14 protein-coding genes and 1 pseudogene are annotated in these 17,565 nt (G+C 68.7%); 10 read left to right on the forward strand and 5 right to left on the reverse strand.

The features are described from left to right. A partial coding sequence (locus tag FKV25_RS16130; RefSeq protein ID WP_211345353.1) for a hypothetical protein occupies positions 1–249 on the forward strand: 249 nt, incomplete at its 5' end. A 296-nt stretch (positions 250–545) separates the two neighbouring features. Here the strand turns inward: FKV25_RS16130 and putA are convergent. Continuing rightward, positions 546–3,797 carry a bifunctional proline dehydrogenase/L-glutamate gamma-semialdehyde dehydrogenase PutA gene (gene putA / locus FKV25_RS03270; RefSeq protein ID WP_141517375.1) on the reverse strand — a complete coding sequence of 1,084 codons (3,252 nt, stop codon included), beginning with the start codon at positions 3,795–3,797 and terminating at the stop codon, positions 546–548. A 417-nt stretch (positions 3,798–4,214) separates the two neighbouring features. Here putA and coxB point away from each other — a divergent pair, with 417 nt between their 5' ends. The 5 genes and pseudogenes from coxB to FKV25_RS03290 all read left to right on the forward strand — a co-directional run bounded on the left by coxB (position 4,215) and on the right by FKV25_RS03290 (position 8,587). Next, positions 4,215–5,207: a cytochrome c oxidase subunit II gene (gene coxB / locus FKV25_RS03275; RefSeq protein WP_141517367.1), complete on the forward strand. Its 993-nt coding sequence runs from the start codon at positions 4,215–4,217 to the stop codon at positions 5,205–5,207. Positions 5,208–5,239: 32 nt separating this feature from the next. Beyond that, positions 5,240–6,868: a cytochrome c oxidase subunit I gene (gene ctaD, locus FKV25_RS03280; RefSeq protein ID WP_141517368.1), complete on the forward strand. Its 1,629-nt coding sequence runs from the start codon at positions 5,240–5,242 to the stop codon at positions 6,866–6,868. A 67-nt stretch (positions 6,869–6,935) separates the two neighbouring features. After that, positions 6,936–7,070 carry a hypothetical protein gene (locus tag FKV25_RS16555; protein WP_281286205.1) on the forward strand — a complete coding sequence of 45 codons (135 nt, stop codon included), beginning with the start codon at positions 6,936–6,938 and terminating at the stop codon, positions 7,068–7,070. Between the two features lie 12 nt (positions 7,071–7,082). Next, positions 7,083–7,684 (forward strand): annotated as a pseudogene (locus FKV25_RS03285) (cytochrome c oxidase assembly protein); the annotation flags it as partial. Positions 7,685–7,708: 24 nt separating this feature from the next. Further along, entirely contained in the window at positions 7,709–8,587 is an 879-nt protein-coding gene (locus FKV25_RS03290; RefSeq protein WP_141517369.1) for a cytochrome c oxidase subunit 3, read from the forward strand. A gap of 128 nt (positions 8,588–8,715) precedes the next feature. On the opposite strand, the gene FKV25_RS03295 is transcribed toward FKV25_RS03290, so the two are convergent. Beyond that, positions 8,716–8,940: a twin transmembrane helix small protein gene (locus tag FKV25_RS03295; protein WP_141517370.1), complete on the reverse strand. Its 225-nt coding sequence runs from the start codon at positions 8,938–8,940 to the stop codon at positions 8,716–8,718. A gap of 66 nt (positions 8,941–9,006) precedes the next feature. Here FKV25_RS03295 and FKV25_RS03300 point away from each other — a divergent pair, with 66 nt between their 5' ends. The 4 genes from FKV25_RS03300 to cyoE are packed head-to-tail and all read left to right on the forward strand — an operon-like array spanning position 9,007 to position 12,410. Continuing rightward, positions 9,007–9,729 carry an SURF1 family protein gene (locus FKV25_RS03300; RefSeq protein WP_425462603.1) on the forward strand — a complete coding sequence of 241 codons (723 nt, stop codon included), beginning with the start codon at positions 9,007–9,009 and terminating at the stop codon, positions 9,727–9,729. Next, the gene (locus FKV25_RS03305; protein ID WP_141517371.1) at positions 9,726–10,286 is read left to right on the forward strand and encodes a hypothetical protein; all 561 of its coding nucleotides are present in this window, start codon (positions 9,726–9,728) and stop codon (positions 10,284–10,286) included. The genes FKV25_RS03300 and FKV25_RS03305 overlap by 4 nt, the downstream gene beginning before the upstream one ends. Positions 10,287–10,314: 28 nt before the next feature. Then, positions 10,315–11,466 (forward strand): COX15/CtaA family protein, encoded by a 1,152-nt coding sequence (locus FKV25_RS03310; RefSeq protein ID WP_141517372.1) that lies wholly within the window; start codon positions 10,315–10,317, stop codon positions 11,464–11,466. Beyond that, positions 11,466–12,410: a heme o synthase gene (cyoE, locus tag FKV25_RS03315; RefSeq protein WP_141517373.1), complete on the forward strand. Its 945-nt coding sequence runs from the start codon at positions 11,466–11,468 to the stop codon at positions 12,408–12,410. The genes FKV25_RS03310 and cyoE overlap by 1 nt, the downstream gene beginning before the upstream one ends. 100 nt (positions 12,411–12,510) lie before the next feature. Here cyoE and FKV25_RS03320 read toward each other — a convergent pair whose 3' ends face one another. The 3 genes from FKV25_RS03320 to FKV25_RS03330 form a co-directional block, all read right to left on the reverse strand. Next, entirely contained in the window at positions 12,511–14,445 is a 1,935-nt protein-coding gene (locus FKV25_RS03320) for a S9 family peptidase (protein ID WP_211345354.1), read from the reverse strand. Positions 14,446–14,838: 393 nt separating this feature from the next. Continuing rightward, positions 14,839–16,575 (reverse strand): DNA primase, encoded by a 1,737-nt coding sequence (gene dnaG / locus FKV25_RS03325; protein WP_141517374.1) that lies wholly within the window; start codon positions 16,573–16,575, stop codon positions 14,839–14,841. Between the two features lie 66 nt (positions 16,576–16,641). After that, positions 16,642–17,493: a YihY/virulence factor BrkB family protein gene (locus FKV25_RS03330; protein ID WP_246071876.1), complete on the reverse strand. Its 852-nt coding sequence runs from the start codon at positions 17,491–17,493 to the stop codon at positions 16,642–16,644. Positions 17,494–17,565: the final 72 nt, after the last annotated feature.

Below are 17,565 nucleotides of genomic sequence, written 5' to 3' on the forward strand. Positions count from 1 at the left end.
ATCAAGATCAAGATCAAGATCAAGATCAAGATCAAGATCAACGGCAACGGCAACGGCAACGGCAACGGCAACGGCAACGGCAACGGCAACGGCAACGGCAACGGCAACGGCAACGGCAACGGCAACACAACGCGTCGCCCGGGTCAGCGAAGCGCGCCCGGGGCCCCGATACAGGGGGTGCCGTCAGAAGCGATCCCGTCGATTGACTGTCATCACGCGCTGCGGCGCGCTGGACGCCGACTTTGCTAAAAGCGCGTAGGGCGCAATAAGCGCAGCGCATTGCGCCACGCCCTGTGCCGGCCAACCACCTTGGGCGATGTTGGGCGGCACAGGCGAACGCCCAGCGCACTGCGCTGAGCAGGGGGTGGAACTGCGGGGGGGGGCGCCAGGAGCTGGATCCCAGCGTGCGCTGGGATGACGGCAGAACACGGGTTCGTACCGCGCAAAGCATCCGCCATCGCACGCTGCTCACCCATCACCCATCACCCATCACCCATCACCCATCACCCATCACCCATCACCAATCACCAATCACCACCAACCCATCACTCGCCCAGCGTCAAAAGCGAGGCGTTGCCGCCGGCGGCAGTGGTGTTGATGGTCACCGTCTTCTCGGTCACGAAGCGCGTCAGGTAGTGCGGACCGCCGGCCTTGGGGCCGGTGCCGGACAGGTTCTGCCCGCCGAAGGGCTGCACGCCGACGATCGCGCCGATCTGGTTGCGGTTGACGTAGCAGTTGCCCACCTTGATCGCCGAGGTGATCTTCTCGACGGTCTCGTCGATGCGCGAGTGGATGCCCAGGGTGAGGCCGAAACCGGTGGAGTTGATCGCATCGATCACCGCGTCCAGCTCGTTCGCCTTCCAGCGGATCACGTGCAGCACCGGGCCGAAGATTTCCTTGTGCAACTGGTCAAGCGACTTCAGCTCATAGGCGCGCGGGGCGAAGAAGGTGCCGTGTGCGGTTTCGGCGGTCGAGGCCACGGTGGCGATGTGGCGGGCTTCGTGTTCCATGCGCACCGCGTGCTGCTCGAGGTTGTCGAGCGCGTCCTTGTCGATCACCGGGCCGACGTCGGTGGACAGCAGGCCCGGATCGCCGAGGCGGAGCTCGGCCATCGCGCCGGCGAGCATCTCGATCACCTTGTCGGCGATGTCGTCCTGGACGAACAGCACGCGCGCGGCCGAGCAGCGCTGGCCGGCCGAGGTGAAGGCCGATGCCATCGCATCCTTGACCAGCTGCTCCGGCAGCGCCGAGGAGTCGGCGATGAGCGCGTTCTGGCCGCCGGTCTCGGCGATCAGCACGCCGATTGCGCCGTCGCGCGCGGCCAGGGCGCGGTTGATCGCCGCCGCGGTGTCGTTGGAGCCGGTGAAGGCGACGCCCGCCACGCGCGGGTCGCGGGTCAGCGCCGCGCCGACGATGGCGCCGTCGCCGGGCACGAACTGCAGCACGTCTTCCGGCACGCCGGCCTCGTGCAGCAGCTTCGTCGCCACGTAGCCGACCAGGTTGGTCTGTTCGGCCGGCTTGGCGATCACGGCGTTGCCGGTGGCGAGCGCCGCGGCGACCTGGCCGATGTAGATCGCCAGCGGGAAGTTCCACGGACTGATGCAGACGAACACGCCGCGCCCGTGGAGCTCGAGCACGTTGGTCTCGCCGGTCGGGCCGGGCAGCGGCTCGGGGACGAACATCGTGCGCACCTGGTTGCCGTAATAGCGCAGGAAGTCGACCGCTTCGCGCACCTCGCCGACGCCGTCGGCGATGGTCTTGCCGGCATCGCGCGTGCACATGGCGATGAACTCGGGCATGCGCTGCTCCAGCAGGTCGGCAGCGTGCTCCAGGATCGCCGCGCGGCTCGCCGCCGGCAGCGCGTTCCACTTCGGCTGCGCGGCCACGGCGTTCTCCAGCGCACGATCCACCGTGGCGCCATCGGCCGCGCGCCAGTAGCCCACGACCTCGCGCAGGTCGGCCGGGTTGGTCACCGCGATGCGCTCGCCGTCGTGGCTGGCGCCCGGCACCAGCGGCTCGGCGTACCAGTCGTCGCGGTAGGCGGCGTTGATGCGGTCGGCCAGTGCGCGGAGCTGGTCGTCGTTGGCGAGGTTGATGCCCATTGAATTGCTCCTGTCGCAATAAGGCAGGCGATCCGAATAGCTGCGGTACAGGTCGACCGGCATCGGGATGTGCGGGTGGGGGATGGTGTCGAAGGCGGCGACGGTCTCGAGCGGGTCGCGGATGAGGTCCTCGACCGGCACGTCTTCGTCGGTGATGCGGTTGACGAAGCTCGAATTGGCGCCGTTCTCAAGCAGGCGCCGGACCAGGTAGGGCAGCAGGTCCTCGTGCGACCCGACCGGTGCGTAGACGCGGCAGGGCACGTCGAGGCGATCGGCCGGGATCACCTCGTCGTAGAGGTCCTCGCCCATGCCGTGCAGCTTCTGGAACTCGAACTCGACGCGCTGGCCACCTTCGCGCGCCATCGTATGCACGGCGGCGATGGTGTGCGCGTTGTGCGTGGCGAACATCGGGTACACCGCGTCGGAGGCGGCGAGCATCCTGCGCGCGCAGGCCAGGTAGGAGACGTCGGTGTTCGGCTTGCGGGTGAACACCGGGTAGCCGGGATGGCACTCGACCTGGGCGCGCTTGATCTCGCTGTCCCAGTACGCGCCCTTGACCAGCCGCACCGGGATCCGGCGCCCGTGCCGCCTTGCCAGCGCGGCGATGAAGTCGATCACTTCCGGCGCGCGCTTCTGGTAGGCCTGGATCGCCAGGCCGTAGCCCTCCCAGCCTTCCAGCGAAGCGTCGGCGTAAGCGCCGGCGAACACGTCCAGCGAGAGCTCCAGGCGGTCGGCTTCCTCGGCGTCGACGGTGAAGCCGATGCCGTAGGACTTCGCCAGCTGCGCCAGTTCCAGCACGCGCGGGGTCAGCTGGGCGAGCACGCGCTCGCGCTTGATGTGCTCGTAACGGGGGTGCAGCGCCGAGAGCTTCACCGAGATCGAGCCGGCGCCGAACACGCCGTCGCGTCCCTGGGCGGCATGGCCGTTGTCGCGCGTGTGCTTGCCGATCGCGTGGATGGCCTGGCGATAGGCCTCCATGTAGCGCTGGGCGTCGGGCTCGGTCAGCGCGGCTTCGCCGAGCATGTCGAACGAGTAGCGGTAGTTGGCGTTGTTGCCCTTGCGCGCACGCACGAGCGCCTCGCCGATGTTGCGGCCCATCACGAACTGGTGGCCCATGATGCGCATCGCCTGGCGCACCGCGAGGCGGATCACCGGCTCGCCGACGCGGCCGACCAGGCGTTTGAACGCGCCATGCACGTTGTGCTTGGTCTCGTCGGCCAGGTCGACCAGGTGGCCGGTGAGCATCAGGCCCCAGGTGGAGGCGTTCACGAGCACCGACTCCGACTGGCCCATGTGGCGCTTCCAGTCGGCTTCGCCGAGCTTGTCGCGGATCAGCTTGTCGGTGGTTTCCTGGTCGGGGATGCGCAGCAGCGCCTCGGCCACGCACATCAGCAGCACGCCTTCCTCGCTGCCCAGGTCGTACTGGCGCATGAAGGCCTCGATGGCGCCCTGGTCGTGCACGCGGGCGCGCACCCGGGCGACCAGGTCGGCGGCCTTGGCTCGGGTGGATTCGCGGGCCGCATCGTCCATGCGGGCGGCCTCGAGTAGCGCGCGCACGTGTTCGGCCTCGTCGCGCAGCCACGCGCGGGTGATCGCCGCGCGCTCGGCGGCGGGCGTGGGCGGCAGCTCCGGGCTGATTAACAGGCGCGGCGAATGACCGCCGCTGGCAGCGGCAGTGCGGGTTTCAGGGGCCATGGTGACCACAGGCAGGACGGGGGAATCGGCGTAGTGTAGGGCCAGCATGGCACCCGACGCATCCCTTTTTCGAGGCCGCTGGAAACGGCAAAGCGGGTCGCTTTTCGACGCGTCGGCCAAATCGCCGCCTGTGGCGCCCAAACCCTTGCCAGGAAAGGCTTTCAGACCATCCGGGGGCGTCTGGCGGAGGCGGGCGCCGGAGCGGCTCTGCTTGCCCACCTGCGGCCCTGCGGCTACCATTTCACGGTTTTCCGTAGCGCCGGACCCGGCGTGATGGGCCCCCGCCTGCCGCGATGGGCTCGCCAGCCACCTGATCCGGTCGGTCCCGGGCGTGCATTCCACGCCGCGATCCCGACTCCCAGGCAGCCCGCGGAGCGACGTAACCACCATCCAATGATTTATCGGGGCTCGAATCTGATGAAAGCCGGTTGTTTCAAGCAGTGGGCAGCAGGTGTCGCCGTCATGGCGCTGCCGGTGCTTGCACAGGCGCAGGCGGCGGATCCCAAGCCGTGGCAGCTGAACATGGGCAAGGGCGTGACCCACCTGTCCCAGAACGCCTACGAGGCGCACATGCTGGCGCTGTGGATCTGCGTCGTGATCGGCGTGCTGGTCTTCGGCGCGATGGCGGTGGCGATGTTCAGGTTCCGCCACTCCAAGGGTGCCAAGCCGGACACCAGCTTCACCCACAGCACCAAGCTGGAGATCATCTGGACGGTGGTGCCGGTCGCGCTGCTGGTGCTGATGGCCTTCCCGGCCACCAGCAAGCTGATCAACATGTACGACACCCGCGACGCCGAGATGACGGTCAAGATCACCGGCTACCAGTGGATGTGGAAGTACGACTACCTGGGCGAGGACGTCGGCTTCACCAGCCGCCTGGACCGCACCAGCGACGAGATCCGCCAGAGCGGCGCGCAGCCCAACATGGCCGACAACCCGCATTACCTGCTGGACGTCGACAACATGCTGGTGCTGCCGACGGACACCAAGATCCGCTTCGTGATCACCGCCGACGACGTCATCCACGCCTGGTGGGTGCCGGCGCTGGGCTGGAAGCAGGACGCGATCCCGGGCATCGTCAACGAAGCCTGGACCGAAATCGAGGCGCCGGGCATCTACCGCGGCCAGTGCGCGGAGCTGTGCGGCAAGGACCATGGCTTCATGCCGATCGTGGTCAAGGCCGTGCCCAAGGACGAATACCGCCAGTGGCTGGCCAGCCAGCGCGGCACGCCCGACGCCGAGGCCCCCGTGGTGCCTGCAGGCGCCGAGGGCAACGCGCCGGCGCAGCTGGACCCGCAGATGCTGGAGGACATCCAGCAGGGCGACGAGCCGACCGTTCCAGTCGATGCCGCGCCCGACGCTCCGGCTGAAGAAGCCGCCGCCCCCGAAGCCGCGCCCGTCGCCGGCTGATCGATCGCCCCGTATTTTTCTGAGGTTAGGCCATGGCCGTCACCCACGCTGACCCGCTCCACGACGAACACGCCCACGATGACCACGCCCACAAGCAGGGCTTCATCGAGCGCTGGTTCTTCTCGACCAACCACAAGGACATCGGGACCCTGTACCTGGTGTTCAGCTTCATCATGTTCATCATTGGCGCCGGCATGTCGGTGGTCATCCGCACCGAGCTGATGCACCCGGGCCTGCAGCACGTGAGCCCCGAGTTCTTCAACTCCATGACCACCATGCACGCGCTGGTCATGATCTTCGGCGGCGTGATGCCGGCGTTCGTCGGCCTGGCCAACTGGATGATCCCGCTGCAGATCGGCGCGCCGGACATGGCGCTGCCGCGCATGAACAACTGGTCGTTCTGGATCCTGCCGTTCGCCTTCACTCTGCTGCTGATGACCCTGTTCCTGGAAGGCGGCGGCCCGGCCGGCGGCTGGACCCTGTACCCGCCGCTGTCGCTGCAGGGCGGCAACAACGTCGCCTTCGTGATCTTCGCCATCCACATGATGGGCATCAGCTCGATCATGGGCGCGATCAACGTCATCGCGACCGTGCTGAACATGCGCGCGCCGGGCATCGACCTGCTGAAGATGCCGATCTTCTGCTGGACCTGGCTGATCACCGCGTTCCTCCTCATCGCGGTCATGCCGGTGCTCGCCGGCGCGGTCACCATGCTGCTGACCGACAAGTTCTTCGCCACCAGCTTCTTCAACGCGGCCGGCGGCGGCGACCCGGTGATGTTCCAGCACATCTTCTGGTTCTTCGGCCATCCCGAGGTCTACATCATGATCCTGCCGGCCTTCGGCGTGGTCTCGGAGATCATCCCGACCTTCAGCCGCAAGCCGCTGTTCGGCTACCAGGCCATGGTGTACGCGACCGCGTCGATCGCCTTCCTCTCGTTCATCGTGTGGGCGCACCACATGTTCACCGTCGGCATGCCGCTGGGTGGCGAGATCTACTTCATGTTCGCGACGATGCTGATCGCGATCCCGACCGGCGTGAAGGTGTTCAACTGGGTCACGACCATGTGGCGCGGCTCGATCTCCTTCGAATCGCCCATGCTGTGGGCGATCGCCTTCGTGATCCTGTTCACCATCGGCGGTTTCTCGGGCCTGATGCTCGCCATCGTCCCGGCCGACTTCCAGTACCACGACACCTACTTCGTGGTCGCGCACTTCCACTACGTGCTGGTGACCGGCGCGCTGTTCTCCATCATCGCCGCCGTCTACTACTGGTGGCCGAAGTGGACCGGCCGCATGTACAACGAAGGCATGGCCAAGTTCCACTTCTGGTGGACGATGGTCTTCGTCAACCTGCTGTTCTTCCCGCAGCACTTCCTGGGCCTGGCCGGCATGCCGCGCCGCATCCCGGACTACAACGTGGTGTTCGCGGACTGGAACCTGGTCAGCTCGATCGGCGCGTTCGGCATGTTCGTCACGCCGTTCATGATGGCCTTCATCCTGTGGCGCTCGAAGGCCGCCGGCGTCAAGGCCGAGGCCCGCGCCTGGGACAGCGCGCGTGGCCTGGAATGGACCGTGCCCAGCCCGGCCCCGCACCACACCTTCGCCACCCCGCCGGTGATCCGCGACGGCGACCTCGCCCACGGCGACGTCACACACTGATCCCCGTCCCCCGGCGTCCGCACCCCCTCGTGCGGACGCCCCGACCCAGGCAGCGCCTTCCATCGACATGACCGGCCCCGCAGATCCGCGCAATGACCTCGACGCCCGCCGCAAGGCGGCGCGGCGTACGGCCATTTGGATCGGTCTGGTCGCCGTTGGCGTCTACGTGGCCTTCCTGCTCAGCGGGGTCATGGGCCAGTGAGCGCGAACGGCGAGGAGCGCCAGGCCAAGGCGGCCGCGGCCTCGGGCCGGATGGCGGCGATCATGGTCGGCGTCGGCGTCGGAGCGTTCGCGCTTTCGTTCGCCCTCGTCCCGCTGTACCGCATCGCCTGCGAGAAGGTCTTCGGCATCCGGCTTGAACGCAGTGCGTCCGAAGGCCGGGGCGCGGCCGAGGGCGTCCAGGCGCGATGGGTCACGGTCGAATTCGACGGCGGCGTGAACTCCAAGCTGCCCTGGGCGTTCCGCCCCAACCAGGCGACGATGAAGGTCAAGGTCGGCGAGCCCTACGACACCACCTACTACGCCCACAACAACAGCGAACGCACCATCGTCGGCAGCGCCGTGCCCTCGGTGGCGCCGGCGCGGGCCTCGGGCTATTTCAACAAGACCGAGTGCTTCTGCTTCACCGCGCAGACCCTGCAGGCGGGCGAAACCCGCGACATGCCGGTGCGCTTCATCATTGATCCGGACCTGCCGGCCGACGTCAAGACGGTCACCTTGTCCTACACTTTCTTCAAGAACGACGCGCTCACCGCGAAGCAGCAGGCCCAGTCCCCGCACGGGACCCCGGCCTCGGCTCCGCGCGCGGCGCCCTAAACACAGCTAAACGGAACCGTCGCCATGGCCCACGCCCACTCGCCAGACGCCAACATCTACTTCGTGCCGCACAGCAGCCGCTGGCCCTTCCTGGGGTCGATCGCCCTGTTCGTGGCCATGATCGGCCTCGCCAGCTGGATGAACGAAACCAGCTGGGGCAACGAGGTGTTCTTCGTCGGCATCGCGCTGCTGGTGGGCGTCCTGTTCGGCTGGTTCGGCGACGTGATCCGCGAGTCGATCGGCGGCAACTACAACAAGCAGGTGGACACCTCGTTCCGCATGGGCATGGTGTGGTTCATCTTCTCCGAAGTCATGTTCTTCGCCGCCTTCTTCGGCGCCCTGTTCTATGCCCGCCAGCTGGCCCTGCCGTGGCTGGGCGGCGCCGGCGACGGCGTGATGACCCACAGCCTGCTGTGGGACACCTTCAGCAACGCCTGGCCGAGCAACGGGCCGGCGGCCGTCGGTGGCGAGTTCCAGACCATCCCGGCCTGGGGCCTGCCGCTGCTCAACACCCTGATCCTGCTGACCTCGGGCGTGACGGTGACCATCGCCCACCACGCGCTCAAGGCCGGCCACCGCGCCCAGTTGCTGGTGTTCCTGGGTCTGACCGTGCTGCTGGGTTGCGTGTTCCTGTTCTTCCAGGCCGAGGAATACATCCACGCCTACAAGGAACTGAACCTCACCCTGGGCTCGGGCATCTACGGTTCGACCTTCTTCATGCTGACCGGCTTCCACGGCGCGCACGTCACCCTGGGCACGATCATGCTCGCGGTGATCTGGTTCCGCTGCCTGAAGGGCCACTTCAGCAAGGACGACCATTTCGGGTTCGAAGCCGTCGCCTGGTACTGGCACTTCGTCGACGTGGTCTGGCTCGGCCTGTTCCTGTTCGTCTACGTGCTTTGAGGCCGTGATTCGGGGCGGGTGGTTCGTGATTCGCTAGACGCGAAAAACCAGCCCCAATGCAAAAAGCGACGGCCAACCGTCGCTCTTTGCTTTTTGCGAATCACAAATCACCGGTCACGCGTCACCGCTCACGGGTTCCGTCCCACGCCGTGGAACTCGATCCAGCCCATGTAATTGGCCAACACCACCAGGAGGATCAACGCCACGGACAGGGCGATGCGCTTGGTCAGCGCGTTGACGGTGCGCTTGCTCTCGCCCTTGTCGACGAGCATGTAGTAGAGGCCAGCACCGAGGTTCCAGAGGATGATGATCAGGAAGGCAATGATCACCAGTGTCTTCAGCGAGTCGTTCATGGTGGCCTCCGATCGGCGCCAGGGCGAAGTTGGATGCGCATTATCGCAGTCCGGGGCGGCCACGTCGTGAGCCGGCGCGGGCAACTTGCGATGGGCTGGACGCTGGCGCTGCTGGTCATCGCCCTGTTCGTGAACCTGGGCCTGTGGCAGTCGCGGCGCGCGGTCGAGAAGCAGGCCATGCTCGATGCCGCGGAGCGCGTGCTGCTGGAGCGCAAGGCGCAACCGCTCGCGGTCGCCGGCGACCGCGAGCGCCGCCACGACTACGACTGGGCGACCGGTGCGGGTGAGTTCGACGCGCGCGGCGTCCTGCTGCTGGACAACCAGCAACACGACGGCCGCGCCGGCGTGCGTGCCTACCGCCTGTTCCGGCCCGAGCTGGGCGACGTGATGCTGGTCGACCTGGGCTGGCTGCCGTTGCCCCATCGCCAGGCGATGCCCGACGTGCCCCGTCCGGTGGGACGCCAGGTGCTCCGCGGGCTCGTGACCGCGCCGCCCTCGGCCGGCCTGGCCATGGGCCCGGCGCTGGCGAAGCAGGGCGAGGGGTGGCTGCTGACCCGCGTGGACATGGACGCGATCGTCGATGCCACCGGGCTGCAGGCGCCGCTGGCGCCGCGGGTGCTGCGCCTGGACCCCGACCTGCCGCTGGGCTACGCGCGCGACCTCGCGCTGCTGCCCAACACCCTGCCGCCAGACAAGCACCGCGGCTATGCCGTGCAATGGTTCGGCCTCGCGCTGGCCGTGCTGGCCACGGCCCTGATCCTGACCTTCAGACGACCCCGCACGCCATGAACGACACCACCCAACGCACGCGCAACCGGACCCTGCTGCTGGTCATCGTCGCGATGTTCTTCGGCAGCATGCTGGTGGCCGGCGTGCTGCGCTTCTCCGGCTGGCAGCCGCAGGGCATGAAGAACAACGGCGAATTGCTGCAGCCCCCCGTCGATGCCCGCGAGCTCAGCCCGAAGGCCGCCGACGGCGGCGTCTACGCCTGGGCGCCGGAATCGCGGGCGTGGCGGATCGTGGTGCCCGCCCCGGCGGACTGCGACGCGCCCTGCGTAGAGGTGGCGCGCCAGGTGGACCTGGTCTGGCAACTGTTCGGCAAGGACGCGGACCGGGTCCACGTGCTCTGGCTCGGCGAACTGCCCGAAGGCGCGGCCCGCCCGGCCACGCTGGTCGAGATCGCCGACGACGACGGCCTGCGCACGCGCCTGCCGCGCGCCGACGATCCGGCGGGCATCCCGGTATTCGTGCTGGATCCAAACGGCTTCGTGGTTCTGCGTTACGCTCCCGGGTTCGATCCGGCCGGGCTGCGCAAGGACCTGTCCAAACTGCTGAAACTGCGCTGACGCGCGCCATCGATTGTTGATCCGACCCATGAACACAGCTTTCAAGGCCGCCGCCTTCTCCAAGCACTTCCATCGCATCGCCTGGCTGGCGGTGGCGCTGGCGAGTTGCGTCATCGTGTTCGGCGCCTTCGTCCGCCTGTCCAACGCCGGCCTGAGCTGCCCCGACTGGCCGACCTGCTACGGGCGCGCGACCTGGCCCGGCGCCACGGCGGACGCCGTCGACCACGTCGCCAGCGCGATCCGGCCCTTCGAGTCGCACAAGGCCTGGCGCGAACAGGTCCACCGCCACCTCGCCGCGACCCTGGGACTGCTCGTGCTGGCGCTGGCCCTGCTGGCGGCCCGCAAGAGACGCTTCGGCATGACCCAGGTGCTGGTCGCCGCCGGCCTGGTCGCGATCGCCATCCCGCTGTACATGCAGGGCGACCACGTCTCGGCCTCGGCGCTGGCGGTCATCGGTGAAGCGATCCTGCTGGCCGCCGCGCTGCGCTGGAGCAACACGGACCTGTCGCGGGTGGCGGTGCTGACCCTGGCCGTGATCATCTTCCAGGCCCTGCTCGGCATGTGGACGGTCACGTGGCTGCTCAAGCCGATCGTGGTGATGGGCCACCTGCTGGGCGGCCTGCTGACCTTCTCCTTGCTGCTGTGGATGGCCTGGCGGTCCACCGACGCGCCGATCCGCCTGGCCGACACCCCGCAGCTGCGCCGCTGGGTACTGGCGGGATTGGCGCTGCTGGCCATCCAGATCGCCCTGGGCGGCTGGACCAGTGCCAACTACGCGGCCCTGGCCTGCGGCAATGACTTCCCCACCTGCGTGGGGCAGTGGTGGCCACGGCACGACTTCGGCGAGGCCTTCGTGCTCTGGCGCGGCATCGGCGTCGACTACGAGGGCGGCATCCTCGACGGCGAGGCCCGCATCGCGATCCAGCTCGCGCACCGGGTCATGGCCGGCGTGGTGTTCGCATTCCTCGTCGCCTTCGCCGTGCGCCTGCTGCGCCTGCCGGGCATGCGCGGCTGGGGCAGCTTCGTGTTGCTCATGTCGCTGGCACAGGTCGGGCTGGGCATCGCCAACGTCAAGCTCGGCCTGCCGCTGACCGTGGCGGTGATGCACAACGCCGGCGCGCTGGTGCTGCTGTTCGCGATGGTCAGCCTGCTCGCGCGCCTGAAGGCGCCGGAGCACTGATGGCCGGCCCTGCGCGCGAGGGTTTCGCCGCCACGGCGAAGCAGTACTGGGACCTGACCAAGCCGCGGGTGGTGGCATTGATCGTGTTCACCGCGCTGGTCGGCATGTTCCTCGCGGTGGAGGGCCTGCCGCCGTTGCGCGAGTCCGTGCTCGGCTTCCTCGGCATCTGGCTGGCGGCCTCCAGCGCGGCCGCGATCAACCAGCTGCTCGACTCGCGCATCGACGCCAAGATGGCGCGTACCGCCTGGCGGCCCATCGTGGTCGGCCAGATCACCCCGGCCCGCGCGCTCGTCTTCGCCCTGGCGCTGGCGGCGCTGTCGATGGGCATCCTGGTGGCCTGGGTCAATACGATCACGGCGGTGCTGACCTTCGCCTCCCTCATCGGCTACGCGGTGGTCTACACGGTGTTCCTCAAGCGCGCGACGCCGCAGAACATCGTGATCGGCGGCATCGCCGGCGCGGCGCCGCCCCTGCTGGGATGGGCGGCGGTGACCGGCATGCAGGGCGAATGGGACTGGCCGCACGCGCTGTTGCTGGTGCTCATCATCTTCGTCTGGACGCCCCCGCATTTCTGGGCATTGGCGATCTTCCGCCGCGAGGACTACGCGCGCGCGCTGGTGCCGATGCTGCCGGTGACCCACGGCGTGGCCTACACGCGCTGGCAGATCCTGTTCTACACCGTGCTGCTGGTGGTGGTCAGCGTGCTGCCGGTCGTGTTCGGCATGAGCGGGCTGTTCTACCTGGGCGGCGCGCTGGTCCTGGGCCTGGTGTTCCTGGTGTATGCGTGGAAGCTGATGGACCCGCCGGACGAGTTCTTCGCGATGAAGGTCTTCAACTACTCCATCGTCTACCTGATGGCGCTGTTCGCCTTCCTGCTGCTCGACCACTGGCTGCTGCCGTGGCTGCAGCCGTCGACGGGCCTGGAGATGGTGCCCGTCGCCTGAGCCTGGAGCGACCCGGCGGCGGGCATGCGCGCCGTCGCCGGGCACCGCATCACTCGTCCAGCAGGTGCCGCTGCCAGAACAGCACGGTCGCGGCGGTGAATTAGTCGCTGTTGGTCTTCTTGCGGAAGCCGTGGCCCTCGTCGTTGAACAGCAGGTACCAGACCGGCTGCCCGTTGCCGCGCACGGCCTGGACGATCTGTTCGGCCTCGGTCCACGGCACGCGGGGATCGTTCTTGCCCTGGGCGACGAACAGCGGCGAGGTGATCTTCGATGCGCCGTTGAGCGGCGAGATCTCCTCGAAGATCGCCGCCATCGCCGGGTCGGTCTCGTCGCCATATTCGGCACGGCGCAGGTGGCGACGGTAGTCCTCGGTGTTCTTGAGGAAGGTGCCGAAGTGGGAGATGCTGACGATGTCGACGCCGGCGCGGATGCGCTCCGGGTAGTGCATCATCGACGCGAGCACCATGTAGCCGCCGTAGCTGCCGCCGTAGACGCCGACGCGGCCGGAATCGAGCTCCGGACGCGTGCCGACCCAGTCGAGCAGGGCCCCGATGTCGCGCACCGAGTCCTCGCGCTTCGCGGCATTGTCCAGCGCAAGGTAGGTCTTGCCGTAGCCGGCCGAGCCGCGCACGTTCGGCACCAGCACGGCCATGCCCAGCTCGTTGACCAGGAACTGCGTGGTCGGGCTGAAGACCGGACGCGCCTGGCTTTCGGGTCCACCATGGATCTGCACCACGACCGGCAGCTTCTTGCCGGCCGGCACGTTGGCCGGGCGGTAGTAGAAGGCCGGGATCATGCGCGGCTGGCCGTCGACCTGGTCGAAGGTCGGGAAGTGCACCAGGCTCGGGGCGACGAAACCGTCGGCGTCGAGTCCCCCGACCTCGCTGCGGGTCCAGCGGGTGAGCGAGCGGGCCGCCAGGTCGATCACGTAGGCGTCGCTGGGCGAGGTCGCACTGTTGATGCTGAGCGCGAGCTTCGTGCCGTCCGCCGAGAACGACAGGCCGTAGGCCAGGCCCACCGGCAGCTCGGGCAGTGCCACCGGCCGGTGCGAGGGCAGGGCGAGCACGTGCAGCTTGCCGATGCCGTCCTCGTTGCTGACGAAGGCCAGGTGCCGGCCGTCCTCGGACAGGGTGAACTCGCTGACGTCCCAGGGGATGTCGGCGCTCAGTACCTCCACACGGCCGCTGCGCGGGTCGTGGTGGCGCAGGGTGAGGAACTCCTGCGCCTGGCCCTCCAGCGGCTCGTCGGACACGTAGTAGACCGATTCGCCGTCGGGCGCGTAGGCGAAGCCGCCGAATGCCGCCTGGTCGCCATCGACCGGGAACAGCGTCAGTTCGCCGCTGGCGATGTCGACCTCGCCGGGATGCGACTCGGCAATCGACACGTAGCGACTGACCAGCAGGCGCTTGCCGTCCGGCGAGAAGTCCATCGGGAACCAGCTGCCGCCCTCGGTGACCACCGCGCGGGCGGTGCCCGCCTGCATGTCGCGCACCCAGATGTCGGTGTCCTTGCCGTTGCGCGAGGTGCTGCTGTACGCGAGCTGGCGCCCGTCGTCGGAGAACACCGCGCCCCGGTTCTGCGAACGCTTGCCGTCGGTCAGCAGGCTGACCTCGCGGCTTTGCAGGTCGAACCAGTGCAGCTGCGAGAATTCGTCGCCGCCGACGTCCTTGGAGAACACGAAACCATCGCGGCCCGACGCGGCCGGGGCCGCGAGCGCACCCGGCACCGGCTCGGGGTAGAAGGTGAGCTGCTCGCGCATCCCCATCGGCTGGCAGGCGCGGTGGACCTGCGAGGTCTCCGAGAACCGCGTGCTCAACAGCAGGCAGCCGTCGCGGGTCCAGCCATTGGCGCTGGCGCCGCGCGTGTTCTGGTAGCGGTTGAGGCGCTCGAGCAGGTCGGCGGGAATCACCGGGATGTTCTCGCTGACGCGGTTGCCCACTTCTTCGCGGACGACCTGTGGCGCACCCTGGGCGAGGGCAGTGGTCGTGGCGGCGAGCATGAGCGCGGCGCCCAGGCAGGCAGTGCGGATCGGCATGGCGGTCTCCCCGTTTGGCTTCGCCGAGGATAGCTTGCCGTGCGCGCCGGCGCATCGACGGCGCGGAGCATGGAAGAACGGCCGCCGAGCGTCCCCTTCTTCGCGCGTGCCGGTCGGCGGCGTCGCATGGCGGCGATGGACCCGCCATGCACGCGCCCTTGCAGGGGTTGCCTGCCTGCTGGCCGCCGCGGGGCGGGGCGTGGAGCGCTGAAGACTCGTTCCTGCCATGCACCTCGCCCGTGTGGGGCCTGCGTCGTGCCACTCGACAGGAACGATGGATTGCCCGGCGAAGGCACGATCGAGCAGTTCCAGGCCATGCGTGCGAAGTGCGCCCAGGGCGACCCAGTCGCCGTGTTCGCGTTCGACCGCGGGTCTTGGTGGCGCGGGTGTGCGTTAGCGCCGGAGCGCCTGCATCGCCTCGCCCAGCTCCAGTTTTTCCGGCCCGGACAGCGCGGCGGACCCGCCTTCGCGCATGCGCTGCTGCAGTTCTTCGACGCGCTGGCGCAGCGTCTGGTCCTCGAGGCGGGCCACCGCTTCGTGGAACTCGGTCCGCCAGGCGGCTTCTTCGCCGGGCAGCGACTGCGAGGCCAGCTTCTGCAGCGCAGCCTGCTCGTCGCGACCGGCGAAGTGTTCGATCAGGCTGCCGGTGCTGATCTCGGGACGTTCGTACACCAGCTGCAGCAGCTCGCACAGCAGGTCCACGCCCGGTTGGCGCAGGGCGGCGAATCGGTAGGGCGGCAGCAATTCCAGCGCCAGCGAAGGGGATTGCAGCAGCAGCGCGATCACCCCGCGCACCAGGCTGCGCCGCGCGGGCGCAGAGGGCCCGCCGGCGCGCGCGCGCTGGGCCGGCACGTGGGTGTCGGGGGCGCTGGCCCGTGCGCCGACACCGGTCAGTTCGGTAAGGCGCTGGCGCATCAGGTCGGCGAAGGCGCCGTCGGGGATCTGCGCGACCAGCGGCTTGGCCCGCTCGGCCAGTCGGCCCTTGCCCTCCAGCGTGGCCAGGTTGACGTCAGCCGAGAGCGAGTCGAACAGGAACTGCGACAGCGGCGTGGCCTGCTTCAGTCGCGCGTCGAAGCCCTCCGCGCCCTCGGTGCGCACCAGCGAATCGGGGTCCTCGCCATCGGGCAGGAACAGGAAGAACGCCTGGCGCCCGTCCTTCATGCGCGGCAGCACCGATTCGACCGCCTTCCAGGCCGCACTGCGGCCGGCGCGGTCGCCATCGAAGCAGAAATACACGTCCGGCGCGTTGCGGAACAGCAGCTCGGCGTGGTCGGGCGTGGTCGCCGTGCCGAGGGTCGCCACCGCGGTGTCGACGCCGTGCTGGAACAGCGCCACCACGTCCATGTAGCCCTCGACCACGACGATGTGCGGGATGGTGTTGTGCGCTTGCCGCACCTGCCACAGGCCGTAGAGTTCGCGCCCCTTGTGGAACAGCGGGGTCTCGGGCGAGTTGAGGTACTTGGGGCCGTCGTCGGCCCCCATCACCCGCCCACCGAAGGCGATCGTCCTGCCGCGGCGATCGAGGATCGGGAACATCACCCGGTCGCGGAACTTGTCGTAGACCCGGCCGCTGTCGTTGCGCGACATCATGCCGCCGCGTTCGAGCAGGCGCAGTTTCTCGGGGCTGCCGCCCAGGGCGTCGCGCAGTGCGTTGAAGCCGCCGGGTGCATAGCCGATGCCGAAGCGCTCGCGCGTCGTGGCGTCGACGCCGCGACCGTCGAGGTAGGCCCGGGCCTGCGGGCTGCGGCCCAGCTGCTCGCGGAAGAAACGCGCGGACGCCTCGAGGATGTCGTAGGTTGCCTGGGTGTCGGGATTGACGTTGCGCTGCTGGGTGTCGCGCGGGACCTCCATGCCGGCCGCACGCGCCAGCTCCTCGACCGCATCGAGGAACTCCAGGCGGTCGTAGTTCATCAGGAAGCTGATCGCGGTGCCGTGCGCGCCGCAGCCGAAGCAGTGGTAGAACTGCTTGTTCGGCGACACCGTGAAGCTGGGGGAACGCTCGTCGTGGAACGGACAGCGCGCCGAGTACTCCTTGCCCTGGCGCTTGAGCGGCACGCGGTTCCCGATCACCTCGACGATGTCGGTGCGCGCGAGCAGGTCATCGATGAATGCGTCGGGGATGCGGGCCATGCGTCCTGTCCGGGCGGACAGCGGGGAGCGTTGCGGTGGCCGGCTAGGATGCCACGGGCGGCGCGCTCATGCCGGACTGCCGGTGCCCGCGGCGGGGTCCTGCGCGGCCGGTGCGGGTGTCGGGCCGGCTTCAGCCAGATGTCGCGCCCGGGCGGCCTCGTCCAGCATCGCGGTGATCAGCGCGCCGGCCAGGAAGACCACCGCGCAGTAGTACAGCCAGACCAGCATCACCACCAGGCCGCCAGCGGGGCCGTAGGCGCTGCCCAGGCTGGCCTGGCCCAGGTACAGGCCGATCGCCCAGCGGCCGAGCATGAACATCGCCGCGGTCAACGCACCGCCCAACAGCGAACGCTTCGGCGTCACCGGCCGGTCCGGCAGCAAGCGGTACATCAGCGCGAACACGGCCGCGTACAGCAGGAAGGAGACGCTCGCCGCGAAGGCCGGCAGCAGGTCGGGCAGCCAGGCCATCAGCAGGCTCAGGGCGGCCTGCACGGCCATCGAGACCACCAGCAGGAAGCCCACGCCCAGGGCCATGCCGAACGAGAGCAGGCGCTTGCGCAGCCAGGCCAGGACGCCGCCCAGGCGCCGGGCATCGGAGCGGAACACGCGGTTGAGGGCGGTCTGCAGCTGGCCGAACACCACCGAGGCGCCGAGCAGCAGCGCAGCGGTACCCAGCAACGCCGCCATCGAGCCGGTGCCGGGCTCGCGCTCGGCATTTGCGACGATGAGGCGGGCGGTGGATTCCACCTGCGACCCGGCCAGCATGCCCACCTGGCGGAAGAACTCGCCCTGCGCGCTGGGATACAGCGTGGTCGTGAGCCACAGCAGCATGATCACCAGCGGTGCCATCGAGAGCAGCGTGTAGAACGACAGCGCCGCCGACAGGGCCAGGATGTCGTCGTCGAAGAAGCGTTGCACGAAGCGCCCGGGGCCGCTGGCGGCGACGCGCGCCTGCAGCGCGGCGAGGCGGCGGCTGGCGGTCGCGCTGCG

The organism is Marilutibacter aestuarii, assembly GCF_006546775.1.
GTDB classification, from domain to species: Bacteria; Pseudomonadota; Gammaproteobacteria; order Xanthomonadales; family Xanthomonadaceae; genus Marilutibacter; species Marilutibacter aestuarii.

What these genes read in the sequence shown, in the direction of transcription:
- FKV25_RS03320 (WP_211345354.1), bottom strand. Translation starts at nt 14,445, where the DNA reads ATGCCGATCCGCACTGCCTGCCTGGGCGCCGCGCTCATGCTCGCCGCC.
- FKV25_RS03310 (WP_141517372.1), top strand. Translation starts at nt 10,315, where the DNA reads ATGAACACAGCTTTCAAGGCCGCCGCCTTCTCCAAGCACTTCCATCGC.
- putA (WP_141517375.1), bottom strand. Translation starts at nt 3,797, where the DNA reads ATGGCCCCTGAAACCCGCACTGCCGCTGCCAGCGGCGGTCATTCGCCG.
- FKV25_RS03295 (WP_141517370.1), bottom strand. Translation starts at nt 8,940, where the DNA reads ATGAACGACTCGCTGAAGACACTGGTGATCATTGCCTTCCTGATCATC.
- ctaD (WP_141517368.1), top strand. Translation starts at nt 5,240, where the DNA reads ATGGCCGTCACCCACGCTGACCCGCTCCACGACGAACACGCCCACGAT.
- FKV25_RS03305 (WP_141517371.1), top strand. Translation starts at nt 9,726, where the DNA reads ATGAACGACACCACCCAACGCACGCGCAACCGGACCCTGCTGCTGGTC.
- cyoE (WP_141517373.1), top strand. Translation starts at nt 11,466, where the DNA reads ATGGCCGGCCCTGCGCGCGAGGGTTTCGCCGCCACGGCGAAGCAGTAC.
- dnaG (WP_141517374.1), bottom strand. Translation starts at nt 16,575, where the DNA reads ATGGCCCGCATCCCCGACGCATTCATCGATGACCTGCTCGCGCGCACC.
- coxB (WP_141517367.1), top strand. Translation starts at nt 4,215, where the DNA reads ATGAAAGCCGGTTGTTTCAAGCAGTGGGCAGCAGGTGTCGCCGTCATG.
- FKV25_RS16555 (WP_281286205.1), top strand. Translation starts at nt 6,936, where the DNA reads ATGACCGGCCCCGCAGATCCGCGCAATGACCTCGACGCCCGCCGCAAG.
- FKV25_RS03290 (WP_141517369.1), top strand. Translation starts at nt 7,709, where the DNA reads ATGGCCCACGCCCACTCGCCAGACGCCAACATCTACTTCGTGCCGCAC.